At 65.2% G+C, this 21697-nt stretch carries 18 protein-coding genes; 11 read left to right on the top strand and 7 right to left on the bottom strand.

Annotated features, from left to right (window positions below):
* The first annotated feature begins 51 nt into the window (after positions 1 to 51).
* From hemC to QYS36_RS22810, 7 genes are all read left to right on the top strand, one after another.
* Positions 52 to 990 (top strand): hydroxymethylbilane synthase, encoded by a 939-nt coding sequence (gene hemC / locus QYS36_RS22840; protein ID WP_308841652.1) that lies wholly within the window; start codon positions 52 to 54, stop codon positions 988 to 990.
* Entirely contained in the window at positions 987 to 1760 is a 774-nt protein-coding gene (locus QYS36_RS22835; RefSeq protein WP_308841651.1) for a uroporphyrinogen-III synthase, read from the top strand. Before hemC ends, QYS36_RS22835 begins: the two co-directional genes overlap by 4 nt.
* A gap of 16 nt (positions 1761 to 1776) precedes the next feature.
* On the top strand, positions 1777 to 2913 hold the full coding sequence (locus QYS36_RS22830; RefSeq protein ID WP_308841650.1) for a uroporphyrinogen-III C-methyltransferase: 1137 nt from the start codon (positions 1777 to 1779) through the stop codon (positions 2911 to 2913).
* Complete coding sequence (locus tag QYS36_RS22825) at positions 2910 to 4172, top strand: heme biosynthesis HemY N-terminal domain-containing protein (protein WP_308841649.1); 1263 nt, start codon at positions 2910 to 2912, stop codon at positions 4170 to 4172. The genes QYS36_RS22830 and QYS36_RS22825 overlap by 4 nt, the downstream gene beginning before the upstream one ends.
* Positions 4173 to 4479: 307 nt before the next feature.
* A complete protein-coding gene (gene rsd / locus QYS36_RS22820; protein WP_308841648.1) occupies positions 4480 to 4941 on the top strand; it encodes a sigma D regulator in 462 nt (153 codons plus the stop codon).
* Between the two features lie 139 nt (positions 4942 to 5080).
* A complete protein-coding gene (locus QYS36_RS22815; RefSeq protein WP_308841822.1) occupies positions 5081 to 6145 on the top strand; it encodes an AlgP family protein in 1065 nt (354 codons plus the stop codon).
* Positions 6146 to 6519: 374 nt separating this feature from the next.
* Positions 6520 to 7284 carry a phasin family protein gene (locus QYS36_RS22810; RefSeq protein WP_308841647.1) on the top strand — a complete coding sequence of 255 codons (765 nt, stop codon included), beginning with the start codon at positions 6520 to 6522 and terminating at the stop codon, positions 7282 to 7284.
* A 99-nt stretch (positions 7285 to 7383) separates the two neighbouring features.
* Here QYS36_RS22810 and QYS36_RS22805 read toward each other — a convergent pair whose 3' ends face one another.
* From QYS36_RS22805 to QYS36_RS22780, 6 genes are all read right to left on the bottom strand, one after another.
* Positions 7384 to 7755: a DUF971 domain-containing protein gene (locus tag QYS36_RS22805; RefSeq protein ID WP_308841646.1), complete on the bottom strand. Its 372-nt coding sequence runs from the start codon at positions 7753 to 7755 to the stop codon at positions 7384 to 7386.
* Positions 7756 to 7802: 47 nt separating this feature from the next.
* Positions 7803 to 9143, bottom strand: coding sequence for an HslU--HslV peptidase ATPase subunit (gene hslU / locus QYS36_RS22800; protein ID WP_308841645.1), 1341 nt, complete (start codon positions 9141 to 9143; stop codon positions 7803 to 7805).
* 24 nt (positions 9144 to 9167) lie between these two features.
* Positions 9168 to 9704, bottom strand: a complete 537-nt coding sequence (hslV, locus tag QYS36_RS22795) for an ATP-dependent protease subunit HslV (RefSeq protein ID WP_308841644.1) — start codon at positions 9702 to 9704, stop codon at positions 9168 to 9170.
* A gap of 255 nt (positions 9705 to 9959) precedes the next feature.
* Entirely contained in the window at positions 9960 to 10661 is a 702-nt protein-coding gene (locus QYS36_RS22790; protein WP_308841643.1) for an SPOR domain-containing protein, read from the bottom strand.
* On the bottom strand, positions 10662 to 12425 hold the full coding sequence (argS, locus tag QYS36_RS22785; RefSeq protein WP_308841642.1) for an arginine--tRNA ligase: 1764 nt from the start codon (positions 12423 to 12425) through the stop codon (positions 10662 to 10664).
* Between the two features lie 145 nt (positions 12426 to 12570).
* Entirely contained in the window at positions 12571 to 14790 is a 2220-nt protein-coding gene (locus QYS36_RS22780) for a primosomal protein N' (protein WP_308841641.1), read from the bottom strand.
* 245 nt (positions 14791 to 15035) lie between these two features.
* On the opposite strand from QYS36_RS22780, the gene rpmE reads away from it, so the two are divergent.
* From rpmE to QYS36_RS22760, 4 genes are all read left to right on the top strand, one after another.
* A complete protein-coding gene (rpmE, locus tag QYS36_RS22775) occupies positions 15036 to 15248 on the top strand; it encodes a 50S ribosomal protein L31 (protein WP_073262851.1) in 213 nt (70 codons plus the stop codon).
* 25 nt (positions 15249 to 15273) lie between these two features.
* Positions 15274 to 16071, top strand: a complete 798-nt coding sequence (locus QYS36_RS22770; RefSeq protein ID WP_308841640.1) for a thermonuclease family protein — start codon at positions 15274 to 15276, stop codon at positions 16069 to 16071.
* A complete protein-coding gene (locus QYS36_RS22765; protein WP_308841639.1) occupies positions 16068 to 17501 on the top strand; it encodes a M48 family metalloprotease in 1434 nt (477 codons plus the stop codon). Before QYS36_RS22770 ends, QYS36_RS22765 begins: the two co-directional genes overlap by 4 nt.
* A gap of 102 nt (positions 17502 to 17603) precedes the next feature.
* Positions 17604 to 18872, top strand: a complete 1269-nt coding sequence (locus QYS36_RS22760; protein WP_111461266.1) for a malic enzyme-like NAD(P)-binding protein — start codon at positions 17604 to 17606, stop codon at positions 18870 to 18872.
* Positions 18873 to 19197: 325 nt separating this feature from the next.
* On the opposite strand, the gene QYS36_RS22755 is transcribed toward QYS36_RS22760, so the two are convergent.
* On the bottom strand, positions 19198 to 21633 hold the full coding sequence (locus QYS36_RS22755; RefSeq protein ID WP_374990489.1) for a penicillin-binding protein 1A: 2436 nt from the start codon (positions 21631 to 21633) through the stop codon (positions 19198 to 19200).
* Positions 21634 to 21697 lie beyond the last annotated feature (64 nt).

Below are 21697 nucleotides of genomic sequence, written 5' to 3'. Positions count from 1 at the left end.
GGCCCATGAGCCTGTTATGATTCGCGGCAACTGGTTTTCTGGAACGTTCACATGCCCCGCGAAATTCGCATCGCCACCCGCAAGAGTGCCCTGGCCCTGTGGCAGGCCGAACACGTCAAGGCCCGTCTTGAAGCGGCACACCCCGGCTTGCAGGTGAGCCTGGTGCCGATGGTCAGCAAGGGCGACAAGCTGCTCGATGCGCCATTGGCCAAGATCGGCGGCAAGGGCCTGTTCGTCAAGGAGCTGGAAACCGCACTGCTGGAAGACCAGGCCGACATCGCCGTGCATTCCATGAAGGATGTGCCGATGGACTTCCCCGCGGGCCTTGGCCTGTTCTGCATCTGCGAGCGCGAAGACCCGCGCGATGCCTTCGTTTCCAACGGCCATGAGCGTCTCGACACGCTGCCGGCCGGCAGTGTGGTCGGCACCTCCAGCCTGCGCCGCCAGGCCCAGCTGTTGGCCCGCCGGCCGGATCTGAAAATCCATTTCCTGCGCGGCAACGTCAACACCCGCCTGGCCAAGCTGGATGCCGGCGAGTACGACGCCATCATCCTTGCTGCCGCGGGGTTGATTCGCCTGGGCTTCGAGGATCGCATCCGCGACTCCATCGCTGTCGAGCACAGCCTGCCGGCGGGCGGCCAGGGCGCCGTCGGTATCGAATGCCGGGTTGGCGATACCGAACTGCAACAACTGCTGGCGCCGCTCAACCATTCCGAGACTGCGCTGCGCGTGACGGCCGAGCGTGCCATGAACAAGCGCCTCAATGGCGGTTGTCAGGTGCCCATCGCCTGTTACGCGATTCTCGAAGGTGAGCAGCTGTGGCTGCGTGGTCTGGTCGGCGAGCCGGATGGCAGCCGCCTGCTGCGCGCCGAACAGCGCGGCGCGGCCGATGACGCCGAGCGCCTTGGCATCGAGGTCGCCGAAGCACTGCTGGCCCAGGGCGCCGGCGAGATCCTCGCGGCCATCTACGGTGAGGCCACTGCCCCGTGACGGGCTGGCGCCTGCTGCTGACCCGCCCCGAGCAGGAGTGCCAGGCGCTGGCCCAATCGCTCGCGGGCCAAGGTATCCAGAGTGCCTGCCTGCCCCTGCTGGGTATCGAGCAACTGCCTGAAGCGCCTCAGCACAGCGCCACCATCTGCGAGCTGCACCGCTACACGGCGGTGATCGTGGTGAGCAAACCCGCCGCCCGCTTCGGCCTCGAGTTGCTGGATCGCTACTGGCCGCAGCCGCTTGCCGAGCAGCCCTGGTTCAGCGTTGGCGCCGGTACCGGGCAGATCCTTGCCGACTACGGCCTGACGGTGTTCTGGCCGCGCGGCGGCGACGACAGCGAAGCCTTGCTGGAACTGCCCGAACTGCAGGCGGCGCTGGAGGAGGCGATGTTTCCCCGGGTGCTGATCATTCGCGGCGAGGATGGCCGCACCTTGCTGGCCGAGCGCTTGCGTGCGCAAGGCGTCGAGGTGGATTATCTGCCGGTCTATCGCCGGGTACTGCCCGCCTACCCGCCCGGTACGCTGCAGGAACTGATACAGGTGGAACGCTTGAATGGGCTGGTGGTCAGCAGTGGGCAGGGCCTGACGCATCTGCAGCAACTGGCGGCGGATGACTGGCCCACGCTGGCGCAGCTACCCTTGTTCGTGCCCAGCCCGCGTGTCGCCGAGATGGCCCGCGCGCTCGGTGCGGTTGATGTTGTGGATTGCCGTGGTGCCGACACCGCGGCGTTGTTGGCGGCCTTGCGTGCGCAGGCTTCGCCCGACTCTTGAAGCAAAGGATGGATACGTGAGCGAAGCGACTCCCCCGAAAGAGCAGGATCAGCCTGTGCAGACCGCCCCCGAATCGTCCCCAGCCGCTGCCGAGGCCAAACCGGCGCCGCGCGGCTCGGCGATTGCCGCCGTGGCCCTGTTGGTCGGCGCCATCGGTGTCGGCGTCGGCGGCTGGAGTGCCTGGCAATTGCGCGCCTTGCAGAGTGAGGCACAACAACAGTCCGGCCAGCTCGAGCAGGCCCGCAGCCAGACCCAGGCATTGGTGCAGCGCACCGATAGCCTCGATGGCCGCTTCGAGCAACTGCCCAGCGTGGAGGAGCTCGAAGAGCGCCGCCAACTGGTGACGCAATTGCAGGGTGACCAGCAGTTGCTCAATCGCCGCCTGGAAACCGTGCTGGGTGCCAGCCGCCAGGAGTGGCGCCTGGCCGAGGCCGAACACCTGTTGCGCCTGGCCAGCCTGCGCCTGTCCGCGTTGCAGGACATCAACAGCGCCACGGCGCTGGTTCAGGCCGCCGATGAAATCCTCCGTGATCAGGATGACCCGGCTGCCTTCGCTGCCCGTGAACAATTGGCGAAGAGCCTGGAGGCGCTGCGCGCCACCGACAATCCCGATCGCACCGGGTTGTTCCTGCAGCTCGGTGCGCTGCGCGAGCAAGCTGCGCAGCTCAATTCCCTCAATCCGAAGTTCGTTGCCGACGGCGGCGTGCTCGGCGAGCTGGCCGCCGAAAGCGAACCTGGCACCTGGTGGGGCCAGGCCCTGCACAAGCTCTCGGAGTATTTCCGCCTCGATTTCAATGCCGACCAGAACGTGCGCCCGTTGCTGGCCGGGCAGAGCCTCACCCAAGTGCGCCTGGCACTGAGCCTGGCGCTCGAACAGGCGCAGTGGGCCGCCTTGCACGGGCAGACCCAGGTCTATCGGCAGGCACTGCAGCAGGCTGCCGAGGTGCTGGACGCCAACTTCAATCGTGACAACCCGGACAGCCGCGCCCTGCGCACCCGGGTTGGCGAGCTGGTCGACCAGCCCATCGAGGTCAAGGCGCCCGAGCTCAGCGAATCGCTCAACGCCGTGCAGGCCTATATCGAGCACAAGCAGTCGGCGCGTGAGCGCCTCAAGGATGCCCCCGGCGAAGCTGCTGGGGAGGAGCGCCCATGAAGCGCGTTTACCTGCTGTTGCTCACCGTGCTGGTGATCGGCGGGCTGGCGCTGCTGGGCCTGGCCGTTTCCGAACACCAGGGCTACGTGCTGTTCGCCTACAAGGGGTTTCGCTACGAGTCGACGTTGTGGGCGTTCGTGCTGCTGATCGTTGCGGTCGTTCTGGCGCTGTGGCTGCTGCGCCTGCTGATTCGCGCGCTGCTGACCTCGGTCGGGCTGATCAACCCCTGGTCGCGGCTGCACCGCGAGCGCCGGGTGCGCAGCGCTTCCGAGCACGGCTTTCAGGAACTGATCGAAGGCCGCTGGAGCAAGGCGCAGACGCACCTGAGCCGCATCGCGCGCAACGAGTCGCGCCCCTTGATCCACTACCTGGGCGCCGCCCGTGCGGCCCACAATCTCGAGCATTACGAACAAAGCGACGCCCTGCTGGAAGAGGCGCTGCAGCGCCAGCCGAATGCCGAGCTGGCCATCGCCCTGACCCACGCCGAGTTGCAACTGGCGCGCGGCGAAATCGACAATGCCCAAGAAACCCTGCAGGTGATGCACGAGCGTCATCCGCACAACCCGCAGGTGCTGCGCCAGCTGCAGCAGCTCTACGCCACCCGCGGCGACTGGCAGGCGGTACTTAAGCTGCTGCCGGTGTTGCGCAAGGAAAAGGCCATGGCGCCGGCCGAACTGATGGCGCTGGAGCGCCGCGCCTGGCGTGAATACCTGCTCGGCCTGGATTTCAAGGAGGCGGGCGACGGTGCGCTACCGTCCCTGGCGCAGGCCTGGGAGCGCCTGTCGCCCAACCTGCGTGGTGAGCCCGAGCTGCTCGCGGTGTATGCCGACCGGTTGCGTGCGCTGGGTGCTGAGCCCGGTGCCGAAGAGCTGCTCAGCAAGGCGTTGAACCGTGAATACGACGGCCGCCTGGCGCGTCTTTATGGGCTCCTGCGGGGTCGCGATTCGGCCAAGCAGCTGCGCAATGCAGAAGGCTGGCTCGAGCAGCACCCCAATGATGCCGGCTTGCTGCTCACCCTCGGGCGCCTGAGCCTGCACAATCAGCTGTGGGGCAAGGCGCGCGATTATTTCGAAGCCAGCCTGACCCTGGAACGCCACCCCGAGACCTGTGCCGAGCTGGCGCGCCTGCTCGCGCAACTGGGCGAAGTGGAGCGCAGCAACCGCTTGTTCCAGGAAGGCCTGGGGCTGCTCGACCGACGTCTCAGTGGTCAGGTTGCGGTGCTAGCTGCCGAGCCGCAGCGTATGCCCAGCGGCGGCTGAGCAACGAGTACCGGCGGCGCTCCTGTCGGCGCTCGCCATCAAGCGTCTTGAAGGGTGACTGGCGCAGGCATAACCTGAGACGAAATGAGAGGTCGGACTGCAATCGGAATCATGCTAGTGTCCTGACTCGGCTGCACGTTCAGGGAGCGATTCGTGATTGCGTTTGCCGTCGCTGTACGCAGCGACATTTGGCCGGAGGGAATGCCGACAGGCGACCAGCCAACTTTCCGCTTCGCGGCGACGACAGGTTGCACAACGGTCAACGCCCGATGCCCACAGGACATACCGATAAGGGAGCGAGATCACCATGCTCGAAAGTTGCCAGAATGCGCAGGAGCGGTGGGGCGGCGTACATCTGTTGATCGATCGCTGGTTGCAGGAACGTGCCGAGTTGATCAAGGCCTACGTTGCCATCAGCGACGTCAGTGACGCGGCGGTGATGCAGCGTTTCTGTGAAATCCTCGTCGACTATGTGTCCGCTGGGCACTTCGAGGTTTATCAGCAGCTCAACGAGGAAGCGCGCGCGTTCGATGATCAGCGCGGCCTGGAGCTGGCCAAGCAGATCTACCCGCGTATCGAGGTAATCACTGAAGCCGCTCTGGCGTTCAATGATCGCTGCGATGCCGGTGATTGCGGCGATGTCGACGCGGTAAGCGGTGAGCTCAAGCGTCTGGGGCAGATGCTGCATGAGCGCTTCGAGCTCGAGGATTGCCTCATCGAAGTCCTGCACACCGCCCACAAACAGCTGGCCAGCGCCGCCACTGTATGAGCCAAGACGCCGCGATTGTTCGCGGCGTCTTTGTTTCGCGCCCTCGTGAACCCTACACAGGTGCTTGCAAAGCGCCTCTGGCGGGCGCAAATTTCACCCACTTAGTATGGCTTTTTCCCCATCCGCCTGGAGGCGCGTCATGCCGGCCACAAAAAACCTGAAGAAGAAATCGGTCACCACCCCTTTGCATCTGCTGCAGCAGTTGTCCGCAAGCTTGCTCGAGCACCTTGAGAACGCTTGCTCGCAAGCGCTGGTCGATGCCGAGAAGATTCTCGCCAAACTGGAAAAACAGCGCGGTAGCGCCCAGGAAAAACTGCACAAGGCGCGCGGCAAATTGCAGTCGGCAGTCGCCGACGGCAAGGCCAAGGCGCAGTCCAAGGCCAAGGCCGCAGTGGACGAGCTGGAAGGCGCGCTTGATGCGTTGCAGACTCGCCAAACCGAAACCCGCCAGTACATCGTGCAGCTCAAGCGTGATGCCCAGGAAAGCCTGAAACTGGCCCAGGGTGTTGGCAAGGTGCGTGAGGCGGCCGGCAAGGCGCTGTCCAGCCGTGACAAGGCCCAGGCCAAGCCGGTTGCCGCCAAAGCCGCAGCGAAACCGGTTGCCAAGCCAGCCGCCAAGGCGGTGGCGAAACCTGCCACCAAGCCAGCGGCCAAAGCAGCGGTAAAAGCTGCTGCCAAGCCTGCTACCCAAGCTGCCGCAAAAGCGGCTACTGCCAAGCCCGCCGCCAAACCGGCAGCAAAGGCCGCCGCCAAGCCCGCTGCCAAACCAGCGGCTCAAGCCGCTGCGAAATCGGCTACCGCCAAGCCGGCGGCGAAGCCTGCCGGCAAATCTGCAGCTAAACCGACTGCGGCTAACTCGGCTGGCAAGACGGCGGCAAAACCGGCTGCGAAATCCGCTGCCGCCAAGCCAGCGGTCAAGGCTGCCCCTAAACCTGCTGCCAAGCCAGCTAGCAAAGCGGCCGCGAAGCCGGCCACTCAGGCAGCCGCGAAGCCCACTGCCGCCAAGCCGGCGACCAAGGCCGCTGCCACCAGGGCAGCTGCTAAACCAGTAGCAAAACCTGCCGCTGCCAAGCCTGCGGCAAAGCCTGAAACCGCCAAGCCTGCCTCTGCGGCCGTCGCGAACAAGCCGGCAGCCGAGCCTGCCGCCGCCGCAACCTCCGCTACCAGTGCTGCCAACGGCGCAACGCCGCCAGCCAATAGCTGATTCAGGCATCTCGAGCCTGCGAGCGGTAAGCTCGCAGGCTTTGCTTGGCCCTGGCCCCCAGGGCAATCAGCGGTTGTTCTCCCAGGCTGATCAGTCTGCGCTTTGCATTTTCCCCCGTTACGGCACTCGACAAGCCTGTGTCCTACAGCTCGGCCAATGGCCGGGTCGATGAAGCCAGAAGCCCAGTGGCCGTTGTGCAGAGCCAGCCGGTTCACCGCACACCTCGATAAGCTCGCGGCAAGTCTCGATTCGTCCTTGGTTGGCGCACTGAGCCGGCTTGCTGGCCGACAGGCTAGCGCAGCCCTGTCTGCTAAGCTGGATGAGCTGAGCGCGTTGCTCGAGCGTGTCGTGCGTACCCCCAGAAGGAGAGCAGGATGGCTGTCAAAAAGAATACCGAGAAACAGACCAGCTCGTGGATCGGCGAGGTTGAAAAGTACTCGCGGCAGATCTGGTTGGCAGGCCTGGGCGCTTATTCCAAGGTCAGCAAGGACGGCCCCAAGCTGTTCGATACCCTGGTCAAGGATGGCGAAAAGGCTGAGAAAGCCGCCAAGAGCAACGTCGATAAGCAGGCCGATACGGTGAAATCGTCCGCCGGCGGTACCCGTTCGCGCGTCGATGAGGTCAAGGACAAGGCGATCGGCAAGTGGAGCGAGCTCGAAGAGGCATTCGACAAGCGTCTCAACAGTGCCATCTCCCGCCTTGGCGTGCCGAGCCGCAATGAGGTCAAGGCGCTCAACGACAAGGTCGACCTGCTGACCCGCCAGCTGGAGACGCTGACCGGTGTGTCCGGCAAGCCGGCGGCCAAGGCGGCAGCGGCCAAGCCGGCGGGCAAAACGGCGACGGCGGCCAAGCCGACTACCAGCAGCAAGACGGCGAGCGCCGCCGCCGTGAAGTCAGCCGCCAAACCGGCCGCTGCCAAACCCGCAGCAGCCAAGAAAAAGCCGGCCAGCAAAACGGCGGCGGCCAAGCCGGCCACCGCTACCAAGACCCCGGTCAAGCCAGCGGCCAAACCCGCGGCCAAGGCAGCCAGCAAGCCGGCGGCGAAGAAACCGGCGGCGAGCAGGGCCACCGCAGCGCCCGCGACGCCGGCCGGCACGCCGGGGCTACCAGCCAGCAACGCTTCCGGCACTCAGACCTGAGTCGGCCGTTCGCCTGCCAAGCGCCCGACCCCGTATCGGGCGTTTGTGTTTTTAGCGGGCGTGTTCGACCAGGTGGCAGCCAGTACCACCCACCGGGGGTCAGAGCATCAGACGCACGACCGACTCGTTCGGGTCGCGGGATTGGCCGGCGGCGGCCAGGGCGTCCAGGTAGTCTCGCCACAGCTCGTCCTGGCGCAGGGCCAGTTGATGCAGGTAGTCCCAGCTGAACAGCCCGCTGTCGTGGCCGTCATCGAAGCTCAGCTTGAGGGCGTAGTTGCCGGCGGGCTCGATACCGACCAGCGCGACATTGAGTTTGCCGGTCTGCAGGATGGGTTTGCCGTGGCCCTGCACTTCGGCAGAAGGCGAGTGCACGCGCAGGAATTCGGCCGGCAACCGATAGCTGTCATTGCCGTAGTGCAGCTCCAGAATGCGCGAGGCCTTGTGCAGCTTGATCGAGGTTGGGATAAGCACGGCAGGCTCCAGGCTGCGCGGTGAGGTCACCGCGCAGTGCGAGGCTATCAGAGAATGTAGCGCGACAGGTCTTCGTCCTGGGCCAGCTCACCGAGGTGGCTGTTGACGTAGGCCGCGTCGATGCGAATGGTCTCGCCGTTCTGCTGGCCCGCCAGGTCACCGGCGCTGAACGACACTTCCTCGAGCAGGCGTTCGAGCAGCGTATGCAGGCGACGGGCACCGATGTTCTCGGTCTTCTCGTTGACCTGCCAGGCGATCTCGGCGATACGCTTGATGCCCTCTTCGACGAACTCGATGCCCAGGCCTTCGGTCTGCAGCAAGGCCACGTATTGCTCGGTGAGCGACGCATGGGGTTCGCTGAGGATGCGCTCGAAATCTTCCGGGCTCAGGGCCTTGAGCTCGACGCGAATCGGCAGGCGGCCCTGCAGCTCCGGCACCAGATCGCTCGGCTTGCTGAGGTGGAAGGCGCCCGAGGCGATAAACAGGATGTGGTCGGTCTTGACCATGCCCAGTTTGGTGTTCACGGTGCAGCCCTCGATCAGCGGCAGCAGGTCGCGCTGTACGCCTTCGCGGGATACGTCGGCGCCGCCGGCGTTGGCGCGCTTGGCCACCTTGTCGATCTCGTCGATGAACACGATGCCGTGCTGCTCGACGGCTTCGAGTGCCTTGGCCTTGAGTTCTTCCTCGTTGACCAGGCGGCCGGCTTCCTCGTCACGCACCAGCTTGAGTGCATCCTTGACCTTGAGCTTGCGGCTCTTCTTCTTGCCCTTGCCCATGTTGGAGAACAGGTTCTGCAACTGGCTGGTCATTTCTTCCATGCCGGGCGGCGTCATGATTTCGATGCCAGCCGGGCTGTCGGCCACTTCGATATCGATTTCCTTGTCATCCAGCTGGCCTTCGCGCAGGCGCTTGCGGAACAGCTGGCGGGTGTTGGAATCGCCGTTCGGTGCGGCCTCTTCGGCAAAGCCGCTGCGCGCCGGCGGCAGCAGGGCGTCGAGAATACGGTCTTCGGCGGCATCTTCGGCGCGGTGGCGTACGCGGATGATCTCCTGCTCGCGGAGCATCTTCAGCGCGGCATCGGCGAGGTCGCGGATGATCGATTCGACATCGCGGCCAACGTAACCGACCTCGGTGAACTTGGTGGCTTCGACCTTGAGGAACGGCGCATTGGCCAGTTTGGCCAGGCGACGGGCGATCTCGGTCTTGCCGACACCGGTGGGGCCGATCATCAGGATGTTCTTCGGCGTGACCTCGGCGCGCAGCTCGGCGGGCAGCTGCATGCGCCGCCAGCGGTTGCGCAGGGCGATGGCCACGGCGCGCTTGGCGTCGTCCTGGCCGATGATGTGGCGATTGAGTTCGTGAACGATCTCGCGGGGTGTCATGGACATGAGCGGGCTCCGATCCGGACTGGCCTAGATGGCCGAGTCCAGTTCCTCGATGGTCAGATTCTGATTGGTGAAGACGCAGATGGAACCGGCGATCTTCAGCGCGGTTTCGGCGATCTCCCGGGCGTCGAGGTCTTCGCTGCCTTTTTGCAGCAGCGCCAGCGCCGCGGCCTGGGCGTAACCGCCGCCCGAGCCCATGGCGATCAGACCATGCTCGGGTTCGACCACGTCACCGTTGCCGGTGATGATCAGCGAGGCATCCTTGTTGGCCACCGCCAGCATGGCTTCCAGGCGGCTCAAGGAGCGGTCGGTACGCCAGTCCTTGGCCAGTTCGACGGCGGCCCGCACCAGGTGGCCCTGGTGCCTTTCGAGCTGCGACTCGAAGCGTTCGAACAGGGTGAAGGCATCGGCGGTGGCACCGGCGAAACCGGCGATGACCTGGCCGTGGTACAGGCGGCGAACCTTCTTCGCGTTGCCTTTCATCACGGTATTGCCAAGGGAAACCTGGCCGTCGCCACCCATGACGACTTTGCCATGGCGGCGCACTGAAACGATGGTGGTCAAGGGGAGAGTCTCCACGCTGCGGGGCGAAATGGCCCTGATGAAAACTCAGATGGGGTGCCCGTCGCGGTTTTTCAACCGGCGCGCGGGTTAACAGGCCATTGAAAAACGTAGGCGAGGCCGCCGATGCGAGGCAAAACAGGCGAAAAAGCGCAGTTTACGTGTTGTAAATGAGCATTTTGACTGGGCTGGCATTCCAGCCTGTTTTAACCAAGCAGCGGCAGCGCAGGTAGTTTTCCAACCGCCTGTTAAAGGCGATCAGCGTAGTTGGCGCTGCTGCAACAGCAGGTTGCCGAAGCCGCCGGCTGCCAGGGTCTTCTGGGCGCTGGCCAGTTGCTCGCGATTGGCGAAGGGGCCGACCAGCACGCGGTGCCAGGTCTTGTCCGCCACGGTGCCGGATTCCACCCGCACGTTCTGGCCGAGCAGAATGATCTGCGCGCGCATGCTCTCGGCCTTGTCCTTGCTCGGGAACGAGCCGGCTTGCAGGAAGAATTGCGTGGTCAGCGGTGCCTGGGTGGTCTCCGCCGGTTTGGCAACCGGGGGTGGCGGTGGCGGCGTTTCACCGTTCAGCGCAGCCTGGGCGCGGGCAGCATCGATCTTGGCGGCTTCCTCCGGGGTTACCGGCTTCTGCTCGGGCGTCGGCGTGGTGGGCGGCGGCACTGCATCCGGCGGCACGATGACTTCCGACTCGGGCAGCAGGGTGTAGAAGTCGTACTTGGGCTTGCCCGGTTCCTGGCTGGTCGCCGACGGCGTTGGCTTGGTCGAGGTGCTGGCGCGCTCCGGTTGTGGCTTGTCGCGTTTGACCGCGTCGTCCCCCGGCTTGAGGTTGAGCAGCAGGGTGACGAACACGCCCACCGCCAGGCCGCAGGCAAGCCAGATCCAGCCCGGTACCGGGCGTTTGCTCGGGGCCTTGTAGCGGCTGGCGCCACGTTTGGGTGCTGGCTTCTTGCGGGCTGCCACTTACATGCGCTCCAGGGTTTCCAGGCCCAGCAGTTGCAGGCCTTGCTTGAGGGTACGGCGCGTCAGCGCGGCCAGGCGCAGGCGGCTCTGGCGGGTGGTCTCGTCTTCGGCGCCGAGTACCGGGCAGTGCTCGTAGAAGCTGGAGAACAGCCCGGCCACGTCATAGAGGTAAGCGCACAGCAGGTGCGGCGTGCCCTTGTCGGCGACGCTGCCCAGCACTTCGCCGAACTGCGCGAGCTTGCCGGCCAGTTCGATTTCCTGGGCCGCGTGAAGTTCGATATGGCCGCCGATCTCCTCGATGCCTTTGCCCAGCTTGCGGAAGATGCTCGCGGTACGGGTATAGGCGTACAGCAGGTAAGGCGCGGTATTGCCCTCGAAGCTGAGCATCAGTTCGAAGTTGAAGCTGTAGTCGCTGGTGCGGTGCTTGGATAGGTCGGCGTATTTCACCGAGGCAATACCCACGACCCGGCCAATTTCGCGCAGTTCGGCTTCTTCGAACGGCGTCTCCCCCTTGGCTGCGCGCTGATCGTTGCGCTCTTTCACCAGCTCGTAAGCACGGAGTTCGGCTTCGTCGAGCAGGTCGATCAGCTTCACGGTGCCGCCATCGCGGGTCTTGAACGGCCGGCCATCGGCGCCGTTCATGGTGCCGAAGCCCATGTGCTCCAGGTCCATGCCCTCGTGCACGAAGCCGGCACGACGGGCGACCTCGAAGGCCATCTGGAAGTGCAGGGCTTGGCGCTGGTCGACGAAGTACAGGGCGCGGTCGGCCTTGAGCACCTGGCTGCGGTAACGCATGGCCGCCAGGTCCGTGGTCGAGTACAGGTAGCCGCCGCCGGCTTTCTGCACGATCACCGGCAGCGGGTTGCCCTCGGCGTTCTTGTATTCGTCGAGGAAGACGCACTGGGCGCCGTTGTCCTCGGTGAGCAGGCCCTTGCTGCGCAGGTCGGCGACCACGTTGGCGAGGTCGGCGTTGTAGGCGCTCTCACCCTTGACGTCGGCCGGGGTGAGCTTCACGCCCAGGCGGTCATAGGCTTTCTGGCAGTGGCTCAGGGAAATTGCATTGAAACGCTCCCACAAGCGCAGGCATTCCGGCTCGCCGGCCTGCAGCGCCACGACCAGGGCGCGGGCACGCTCGGCGAACTCCGGCGACTCGTCGAAGCGCTTCTTGGCGGCGCGGTAGAAGCCTTCCAGGTCGGCCAGCTCGCTTTCCGCCGCCGCCGGGTTCTCTTCCATGAAGGCCAGCAGCATGCCGAACTGGGTGCCCCAGTCGCCCACGTGGTTCTGGCGGATCACCTCGTCGCCAAGGAACTCCAGCACCCGCGCCACGGCGTCGCCGATGATGGTCGAGCGCAGGTGGCCAACGTGCATCTCCTTCGCCAGGTTGGGCGAGGACAGGTCGACGACCACGCGCTGCGCCGGGCCGGCCTTGCGTACGCCCAGGTGTTCGTCGGCCAGGGCCGCTTCCAGGCGTTCGGCCAGGGCGTCACTGTTCTGGAAGAAGTTGAGAAAGCCCGGGCCGGCGATTTCGACCTTGCTGATCTGCGCATCGGCAGGCAGCGCGTCGATCAGCTTCTGGGCCAGGTCGCGGGGCTTCATGCCGGCCGGCTTGGCCAGCATCATGGCGATGTTGCTGGCGAAGTCGCCGTGGCTCTTGTCGCGGGTGTTCTCCACCTGGATCGTCGGGCTCAGGCCTTCGGGCAGCACGCCTTCGGCGGTCAGGCGGGTCAGGGCTTGCTGGATCAGGTGGCGAATACTGTCTTTCATGGTCTGCTCGTTCGGCCGCAAGATGCGGCGCCGCTCGAAAGCGTGGGTGGAAAACTGCGCATTATAAAAGCAGCGGCCGGTGGCAAGCCACCGGCGGCGTGGATAAAGCGCGGCGTAGTTGTCGCCGGATGCGAGCGGCGCCGGCTCAGAACAGGTCGATCGGGTCGACATCCAGCGACCAGCGCACCGCGCGGCCGCTGGGCAGGCTTTCCAGCACCAGCAGCCAGTGCGCCAGCAGCTTGTGCAGCGGCGCCCGGGCATTGCCCTGCAGCAGCAGCTGCGCGCGATAACGCCCGGCGCGGCGTTCCATGGGCGCCGGCACCGGGCCCAGCAGTTCGATGCCGCTCAGCGCCAGTTCGTTCAGCAGACGCTCGGCCTCGCTGCAGGCCTCATCCAGGAAGCCTTCCGCCTGGCCAGGCTTGTGCGCTTCGGCGCGCAGCAGGGCCAGGTGGCAGAACGGCGGCAGGCCGGCGGCGCGGCGCTCGCTCAGTGCTTGGTCGGCAAAGGCGAAGTAGCCCTGTTCGGTCAGTTGCACCAGCAATGGGTGATCGGCCAGGTGGCTCTGGATGATCACCTTGCCGGGCTCTTCGGCACGGCCAGCGCGCCCGGCGACCTGGACGATCAACTGGGCCATGCGTTCGCTGGCGCGGAAGTCGGCGGAGAACAGGCCGCCGTCGGCATCGAGTATCGCCACCAGGGTGACCCGTGGAAAGTGGTGGCCCTTGGCGAGCATCTGGGTGCCGACCAGGATGCAGGGTTCGCCGCGCTGTACGGTGTTGAACAGGGTGGTCATGGCTTCCTTGCGTGCGGTGCTGTCGCGGTCCACGCGCAGCACCGGTACGTTCGGGAAAAGAATCTCCAGGCGCTCCTCGGCCCGCTCGGTGCCGGCGCCCACCGGACGCAGGTCGACGTTGTTGCAGCTCGGGCAGTTGCTGGGCTGGCGTTCGGCGTGGCCGCAATGGTGGCAGCGCAGTTCGCGGCTGCGCTGGTGCACGGTCATGCGTGCGTCGCAGCGCGGGCATTCGGACAGCCAGCCGCATTCGTGGCACAGCAACGTCGGTGCGAAGCCGCGGCGATTGAGGAACACCAGCACTTGCTGGCCGGCCGCCAGGGTCTGGGTGATGGCCTGCTGCAGCGGTGGCGACATGCCGGCATCCAGCGGGCGGCTCTTGACGTCCAGGCGCAGGAAGCGCGGTGGCTGGGCGCCGCCGGCGCGCTGGTTCATGCGCAACAGGGCGTAGCGACCGCTGTGGGCGTTGTGCAGGCTCTCCAGCGAGGGCGTGGCCGAGCCGAGCACGATCGGCACGTTTTCCTGGTGGGCGCGCACCACGGCCAGGTCGCGGGCGTGGTAGCGCAGGCCTTCCTGCTGTTTATAGGAGGCGTCGTGCTCCTCGTCGATGATGATCAGCCCGGGGCGCTTCATCGGCGTGAACAGCGCCGAGCGGGTGCCGATGATGATGTCGGCCTCGCCATCGCGGGCGGCCAGCCAGGCATCCAGGCGCTCGCGGTCATTGACCGCCGAATGCAGCAGGGCGATGCGCGCGTTGAAGCGGCGCTCGAAGCGCGCCAGGGTCTGCGGGCCCAGGTTGATCTCGGGAATCAGCACCAGGGCCTGCTTGCCGGCTTCCAGGGTCTCGCGGATCAGCTGCAGGTACACCTCGGTCTTGCCGCTGCCGGTCACGCCGGCCAGCAGAAACGCGTTGAAGCCATCGAAGCCGGCGCGCACTGCCTCGGCCGCGGCGCGCTGCTCGGCATTGAGCGGCAATTCCGGCTGGGCCAGCCAGTTGGCGTGCCGCTCCGGGCTGCTCAGGCGGCGCACTTCGACGCGCACCAGGCCCTTCTCCTGCAGCAGTTGCAGGCTGTCGCGGTTGATCTGCAACTGGCTGAGCAATTGATGCGAAACGCCATGGGGGTGCTGGGCGATGGTTTTCAGGGCTTCGCGCTGCCGCGGCGCACGAGCCAGGCGCGGGTCGTCCAGGCGGGCGTCCTTGGCGATCAGCCAGAAACGCTCCTGGCGCGCTTCGGCGGGCTCGCCCTGGCGCAGCAGCACCGGCAGCGCCCAGCTCAGGGTGTCGCCCAGGCTGTGCTGGTAATACTGGGCAGTCCATTGGCACAGGCGCATCAGCGCCGGCGGCACCGGGGCCTGCAGGTCGAGCAGCTGCAGCGCCGGCTTGAGCTTGCCGGCCGGCACCTCGCTGTGGTCGCTGACCTCGATCAGCACGCCGATCATCTCGCGCCGCCCGAAAGGGACGCGCAGCCGTGCGCCGGGCTGCAGGTCACGAGCCGACACGCCAGGCGGGGCGAGGTAGTCGAACAGCCGGCGCAGTGGCGAGGGCAGGGCGAGTCGCAGGATGACGTCAGGCACGCAAAGGCTCCAGGCAGGCGAGGCGCGATATTAGCAGGCCCTTGAAAAACTACCTACGCTGCCCCCGGTATCGGGCTGGCTGCCTCGGTGAGGTTTTTCCACGGCCTGCTGGGCAGGCCGGTGTGCGACGGCCGGTAGCCGTGGCCGAGTTGCATCATGGCTGCGCTCTGGTATGATCCGCGGCCAACCTAAGTGCGGTACCTGACAATAGTGTCGGGTGGCGGCACAAAACCTGAGGAATAATCATGAAAGCCGATATCCATCCGGAATACGTCGCCATCGACGCTACCTGCAGCTGTGGCAACGTCATCAAGACTCGCTCCACTCTGGCCAAGCCGCTGAGCCTGGACGTCTGCTCCGAGTGCCACCCGTTCTACACCGGCAAGCAGAAGGTGCTGGACACCGGCGGCCGTATCGATCGCTTCAAGCAGCGTTTCGGTGTGTTCGGCGCCAAGTAAGCGACCGAGCCGCGAAGAAGCCCACATGGCTGTTTTCGCATCATTGAAAAAGGCGTCCCTGGTGGGCGCCTTTTTCGTTTCTGTGTTTTGCCTGCCGGCCCATGCGCTCTGCCCGGCGCCCGGCAAGCTGCCCCAGGCCAAGGTGCAGCGTGTGGTGGATGGCGACACCCTGCGCCTGGTCGATGGCCGCAATGTTCGCCTGATCGGTCTCAACGCGCCCGAGTTGGCACGCAAGGGCCGGCCTGCCGAGCCATTCGCCGAGGCAGCACGCAAGCGTCTCGTCGAATTGGTAGCCGCCAATGATGGCCGCGTTGGGGTAAAAACCGGCGAGCAGAAGCAGGATCGCTACGGCCGCACCCTGGCCCATTTGTACGACAGGCAGGGCCGCAACCTGGAAGCGCAACTGCTCGCCGAAGGGTTTGGCCAGATGGTGGCGATCACGCCCAATGTGGCGCTGGTGGCTTGCCATCGTGAAGCCGAGCGCCAGGCGCGTAGCGCTCGGGCCGGCCTCTGGGCGCAGCTGCGGCCGGTGCCGGCTCGGGCGGTGCGCACGGGTGGTTTCGTACTGCTCGAAGGGCAGGTGCAGCGCGTCGAGCGCAATCGTGGTGGTGTGTGGGTCGAGCTGGGCAATTCGGTGGTGCTGCGTATTGCGCCGCCTGTGCTGGATAGCTTCGATGCGTCACTATTGCGGGATCTACAGGGCAAGCGGGTCGAGGCTCGCGGCTGGATGATCGACCGCTCGCGCGGCGGCGGCCTCAAGGTTGGCCAGGCGCGCTGGATGTTGCCCTTGACCCATGGCGCGATGCTGGAGGTGTTGCGATGAGGCTGTGCTTGCTGATGGTGCTGCTGGCGACCCTGGCGGGGTGCGCGGTGAATCCGGCCACCGGGCGTACCGACTTCGTGATGATGAGCGAGGCCCAGGAGTTGTCCGTCGGCCGTGATGCCCATCAGCAGATTCTCAAGCAGTACCCGCGTTACCCCGATGAGGCCCTGCAGGCCTACGTCCAGCAGGTCGGCGAGCGGGTGGCGCGGCACAGCCACCGTGGCCAGCTGGACTATCACTTCACCGTGATCGACAGTCCGGACATCAATGCCTTCGCCCTGCCGGGCGGCTACATCTATATCCATCGCGGGCTGATGGCCTACCTGGGCTCGGAGGCCGAACTGGCGGCCGTGCTGGGGCACGAGGTTGGGCATGTGACTGCCCGCCACGGCGTGCGGCAGCAAAGCCAGTCCACCGCCTGGGGGCTTCTCGGCCAGGCCGTGGCCATGGGCACCGGTGTTAGCGCCGCCGCGGACGTGACCGGTGTGCTGGGCAATGCGGTGGTGCGTGGCTACGGCCGCGACATGGAGCTGGAGGCCGACGGCCTCGGCGCCCAGTACCTGGCCCGCGCTGGTTACGACCCGCAGGCGATGATCGAAGTGGTCGAGGTGCTCAAGCTGCAGGAAGACTTCGCCCGCGATCAGGCCGCCGCACGCGGCGAGCAGCAGCCGGTTGGCAGTTACCACGGGTTGTTCGACACCCATCCGGATAACGACCGCCGCCTGCAGCAGGTGATCGGCCCGGCCCGTGCGCTGGTCGCCGGGCAGCAGGAGGTCAACCGCGAAGCCTTCCTGAAACGGCTGCAGGGCGTGCCGTTCGGCGATTCGGCCGAGAGCGGCATTCGCCGCGGCGAGCGCTTCTATCACCGTGATCTGGATTTCACCCTGGCGTTTGCCAAGGGCTGGAGTATCGTCAACGAGCCACAGCAACTGGTCGGTCAGTCGCCGGGCAGGCAAGTACTCGTGGCCATGATGCTGGAAGACAACCCGCGTCGGCTGGATGCCGCGACCCTGCTGAGCCAGCGTATCGGCGGCAGACGCCTGCGTGCTGGCGAGCCGCTGCAGCAGGCCGGTTTGCAGGGTTATACCGGCCTGATCGAGGGTAACGTGCCGCGTCGGGTGGCGGTGATCCTCAAGGGCGACAAGGCCTACCTGTTCGTCGGTGCGGCCAAGGGTCGCGCCGCGAGCGCGACGGAAGATGCCCAGATGCTCGCGGCGATCAGCAGTTTTCGGCCGCTGCAGCCAGCCGAGCGCAAGCTCGCGGAGCCGCTCAGGTTGCAACTGGTGCGCGTTGCGCCAGGGCAAACCGTCAAGGCGCTGGCGGCTGGCAGCGGCCTGCCCGGCGATGCCGAGGCGACCTTGCGGCTGCTCAACAATCTTTATCCACAGGGCGAGCCGCGCCCAGGTGAATGGTTCAAAACGGTTCGTTGAGGCACGTTTGCAGGCTGACTGCATAGTCTTGTGCAGGTCCCCGCACATTGCGTATCCTCGGCCGCCTGCCAGTCAATAGCCCAAAAAAGCGGAAATGCCACTATGTCTGATCTGAAAACTGCCGCTCTCGAATACCATGAGAAGCCCCGTCCGGGTAAGTTGAGCGTCGAGCTCACCAAGCCCACCGCCACTGCCCGTGACCTGTCGCTGGCCTACAGCCCGGGTGTCGCCGAGCCAGTGCGCGAGATCGCTCGCGATCCGGAGCTCGCCTACCGCTACACCGGTAAAGGCAACCTGGTAGCAGTCATTTCCGACGGCACCGCGATCCTCGGTCTGGGCGACCTCGGCCCGCTGGCCTCCAAGCCGGTCATGGAAGGCAAGGGCGTGCTGTTCAAGCGTTTCGCCGGCGTCGACGTGTTCGACATCGAAGTCGATGCGGAAAGCCCGCAGGCCTTCATCGACACCGTCAAGCGCATCTCCATTACCTTCGGTGGTATCAACCTGGAAGATATCAAGGCACCCGAGTGCTTCGAGATCGAGCGTGCGCTGATCGAGCAGTGCGACATCCCGGTGTTCCACGATGACCAGCACGGTACCGCCATCGTCACTGCGGCCGGCATGCTCAATGCCCTGGAAATCGCCGGCAAGACCCTGCCGGAAGCCAAGATCGTCTGCCTCGGCGCTGGTGCCGCCGCCATCTCCTGCATGAAGCTGTTGGTGAGCATGGGTGCCAAGGTCGAGAACATCTTCATGATCGACCGCAAAGGCGTGATCCACGCTGGCCGTGACGACCTGAACCAGTACAAGGCGGTGTTCGCCACCGAAACCACCAGGCGTACCCTGGACGATGCCCTCACCGGCGCTGACGTATTCGTCGGTCTGTCCGGCCCGGATCTGCTGAGCGCCGAAGGCCTCAAGCTGATGGCGCCGAACCCGATCGTGTTCGCCTGCTCGAACCCGGATCCGGAAATCAAGCCCGAGCTGGCCCACGCCACCCGTAACGATGTGATCATGGCCACCGGTCGTTCCGACTACCCGAACCAGGTCAACAACGTGCTGGGCTTCCCGTTCATCTTCCGCGGCGCGCTGGACGTTCGCGCGACCCGCATCAACGAAGAGATGAAGATCGCCGCTGCCAACGCTCTGCGCGAGCTGGCCAAGCTGCCGGTACCCCAGGAAGTGTGCGACGCCTATGGCGGCATCAAGCTGGAATTCGGCCGTGAGTACATCATCCCCAAGCCGATGGATGTACGCCTGATCAACGTGGTCTGCGACGCCGTTGCCAAGGCCGCCATCGAAAGCGGCGTGGCGACCCTGCCGTATCCGAAGCACTACCCGCTGCAGTCGGTCGACGACGTGTTCAAGGGCTGAGTCATTCAGCAGGCAATAAAAAACCCGCTTCGGCGGGTTTTTTATTGGGCGCGTTTTGAGCTGTTGATGCTTGCTACAAAAGAGCCGCTAGCTGCTGGGCTGCTGACGTCGCCCTTAGGGCCTGTTCACGATCATTATGCGCATGAAGCGGCAACTACAAGGCAAAAGCGGACGGTCCCAGCGTAGGGTGGACAACGCTCTTTTTGTCCACCATTGCGCTCGCAGAGCGGTGGACGGATGAAGCGTCGTCCACCCTACGAAAGGCCGCTTCCGCCGCTTCGCAGTCAAAATCGACGAACCTGGGCTGAAAGATTATGAACGGGTCTTAGAACAGGTCGATCGGCGCGCTTTCATCCGCGGGCAGCGGGCTATTCGGCGCGCCCATGCCCGGATCGAGCTCGTTCATCGGCGGCGGCGAGTCCTCGCTCTTGAACAGCTCGAAATAGGCATCCGGCGTGCCGGGTGCTGCGGCGCGGCCACTGTGCGGGTCGATGCGCAGGGTAAGGATGCCGTCCGGCTCGGCAGGCGCGTGGCTGGGCTTGTCCTTGAGCGCGGCGCCCATGTAGCTCATCCAGATCGGCAGGGCCACGGTGCCGCCATATTCATTGCGGCCCAGGCTTTCCGGCTGGTCGAAACCGGCCCATACGGTGGTCACGTAATCGGCGTTGTAGCCGGAGAACCAGCTGTCCTTGGACTCGTTGGTGGTACCGGTCTTGCCGGCCAGGTCGGTGCGGCCCAGGGCCATGGCGCGGCGACCGGTGCCGCGCTTGATCACGTCCTGCAGCATGCTGGTCATGATGTAGGCGGTGCGCTCATCGAGGATGCGCTCGGCGGTTGCCGGCTCCGGTGCCTCCGGCAGTTGCTCGGGCGCTGCCTCGGCGCTGCTCATCACGCCTTCTTCGTTGACCGGTGGCGGTACTTCGGGCTTGGCGGCATTCGGCACGGTCGGCGGGTTGGCGATGAACAGCGGATCACCGTGGCGGTTGTCGATGCGCTGGATCAGGTACGGCTGGACCTTGTGGCCGCCGTTGGCGAACGCCGTCCAGCCGGTGGCGATCTCCATGGGCGTCAGGTTGGCGGTGCCCAGGGCCAGGGACAGGTTGCGCGGCAGGTCCTGCCGGTTGAAGCCGAAGCGCTCGATATAGCGCAGGGTGTTCTCGATGCCCATGGCCTGCAGCAGGCGAATCGACACCAGGTTTCGCGACTTGTACAAGGCCTCGCGCAAGCGGATGGGGCCAAGGAAGGTGTTGTTGTCGTTCTTCGGCCGCCAGACCTGATCCATGTAGTCGTCGACGAATACGATCGGCGCATCGTTGACCAGGCTCGCGGCGGTGTAGCCATTGTCCAGGGCCGCACTGTAGACGAAGGGCTTGAAGCTCGAGCCCGGCTGGCGCTTGGCCTGCACGGCGCGGTTGTAGTTGCTCTGCTCGAAGGAGAAGCCGCCGACCAGGGCGCGGATGGCGCCATTCTGCGGATCGAGCGAAACCAGTGCGCTCTGCGCCGCGGGCAACTGCACGAAGCGCAGGCTGTCGTCGTCCTGGCGCTGCACGCGAATCAGGTCGCCGATCTGCACCACGTCCGCCGGTTGCTGCGGGCGCGGCCCCAGGCTGTTGGTGTTGAGGAAGGGGCGTGCCCATTTCATGCTGTCCCACGACACGGCTTCCTCGTTGCCGCGACGGGTCAGCACCAGGATGCCGCTCTTCTCGACCTGGGTGACGATGGCCGGCTCCAGACCACCGCGCGGGCCCTGCTTGCTGAGCTCGGTCTGCCAGGTTTCCCGGGTCATGCCGGGCAGGCGGCTTTCCGGGCCGCGATAACCGTGGCGCTGGTCGTATTCGATCAGGCCGTCGCGCAGGGCCTTGTTGGCCATGACCTGCAGGTCGCTGGGCACCGTGGTGGTGACGTTGAAGCCCTGGGTGTAGGCATCGCTGCCGTAGCGGCCAACCATTTCGGCACGCGCCATCTCGGCTACGTAGGGCGCCGAGACTTCAGGTGTCGCCACGTGATAGCTGGCGTCCACCGGCTCGGCAAGCGCGGCCTCGTAGCGCGCCTGGTCGATCCGGCCGAGGCGCAGCATGCGGCCGAGAATCCAGTCGCGGCGTTCCTTGGCGCGCGTTGGATTGGTCAGCGGGTTGAACGCCGAAGGTGCCTTGGGAAGACCGGCTATCGTCGCAAGCTGTGAAAGGCTCAAGTCTCGGATGGATTTGCCGTAATAGACTTGGGCGGCGGCTTCGATGCCGTAGGCGCGGTGGCCCAGGTAGATCTTGTTGACGTACAGCTCGAGGATCTCGTTCTTGCTCAGCTCGCGCTCGATCTGCAGGGCGAGCAGGATCTCGGTGATCTTGCGCGAGAAGCTGCGTTCGCTGGTGAGGAAGAAGTTCTTCGCCACCTGCATGGTGATGGTGCTGCCGCCGGACTGAATTTGACCTGTTTTCAATAATTGCGTGGCAGCGCGCATCAGGCTCGTAAGATCAACGCCATAATGGTTTGCGAAGTTATCGTCTTCGGCAGCCAGCAGCGCGCTGGTGAAATCGGCCGGTATGTCGGCGAAGGCGATGGGGGAGCGACGCATCTCGCCGAATTCGGCGATGAGTTTTCCGTCGCTGCTGTACACGCGAAGGGGTATCTGCAGCTCTATACTGCGCAAGGCATCGACAGAGGGTAGGGTCGGGCTCAGGTAGAGGAAAGCACCACTGACGGCGAGTACCAGCGCACAAAAAACAGCGATGACGGACCAGCAGAAAAACTTCAGCAAACGCATCAAGATTTTTGGATTTCCAGATAAAAGAATGAGTTAAGCGGAAGGCGAAGTGAAAAGGCAAAAG

It is taken from the genome of Pseudomonas sp. G34, assembly GCF_031119625.1.
Classification (GTDB): domain Bacteria; phylum Pseudomonadota; class Gammaproteobacteria; order Pseudomonadales; family Pseudomonadaceae; genus Aquipseudomonas.
Note: the sequence above shows the minus strand (reverse complement) of the source record. Positions and strands in the feature narration are given on the sequence as shown.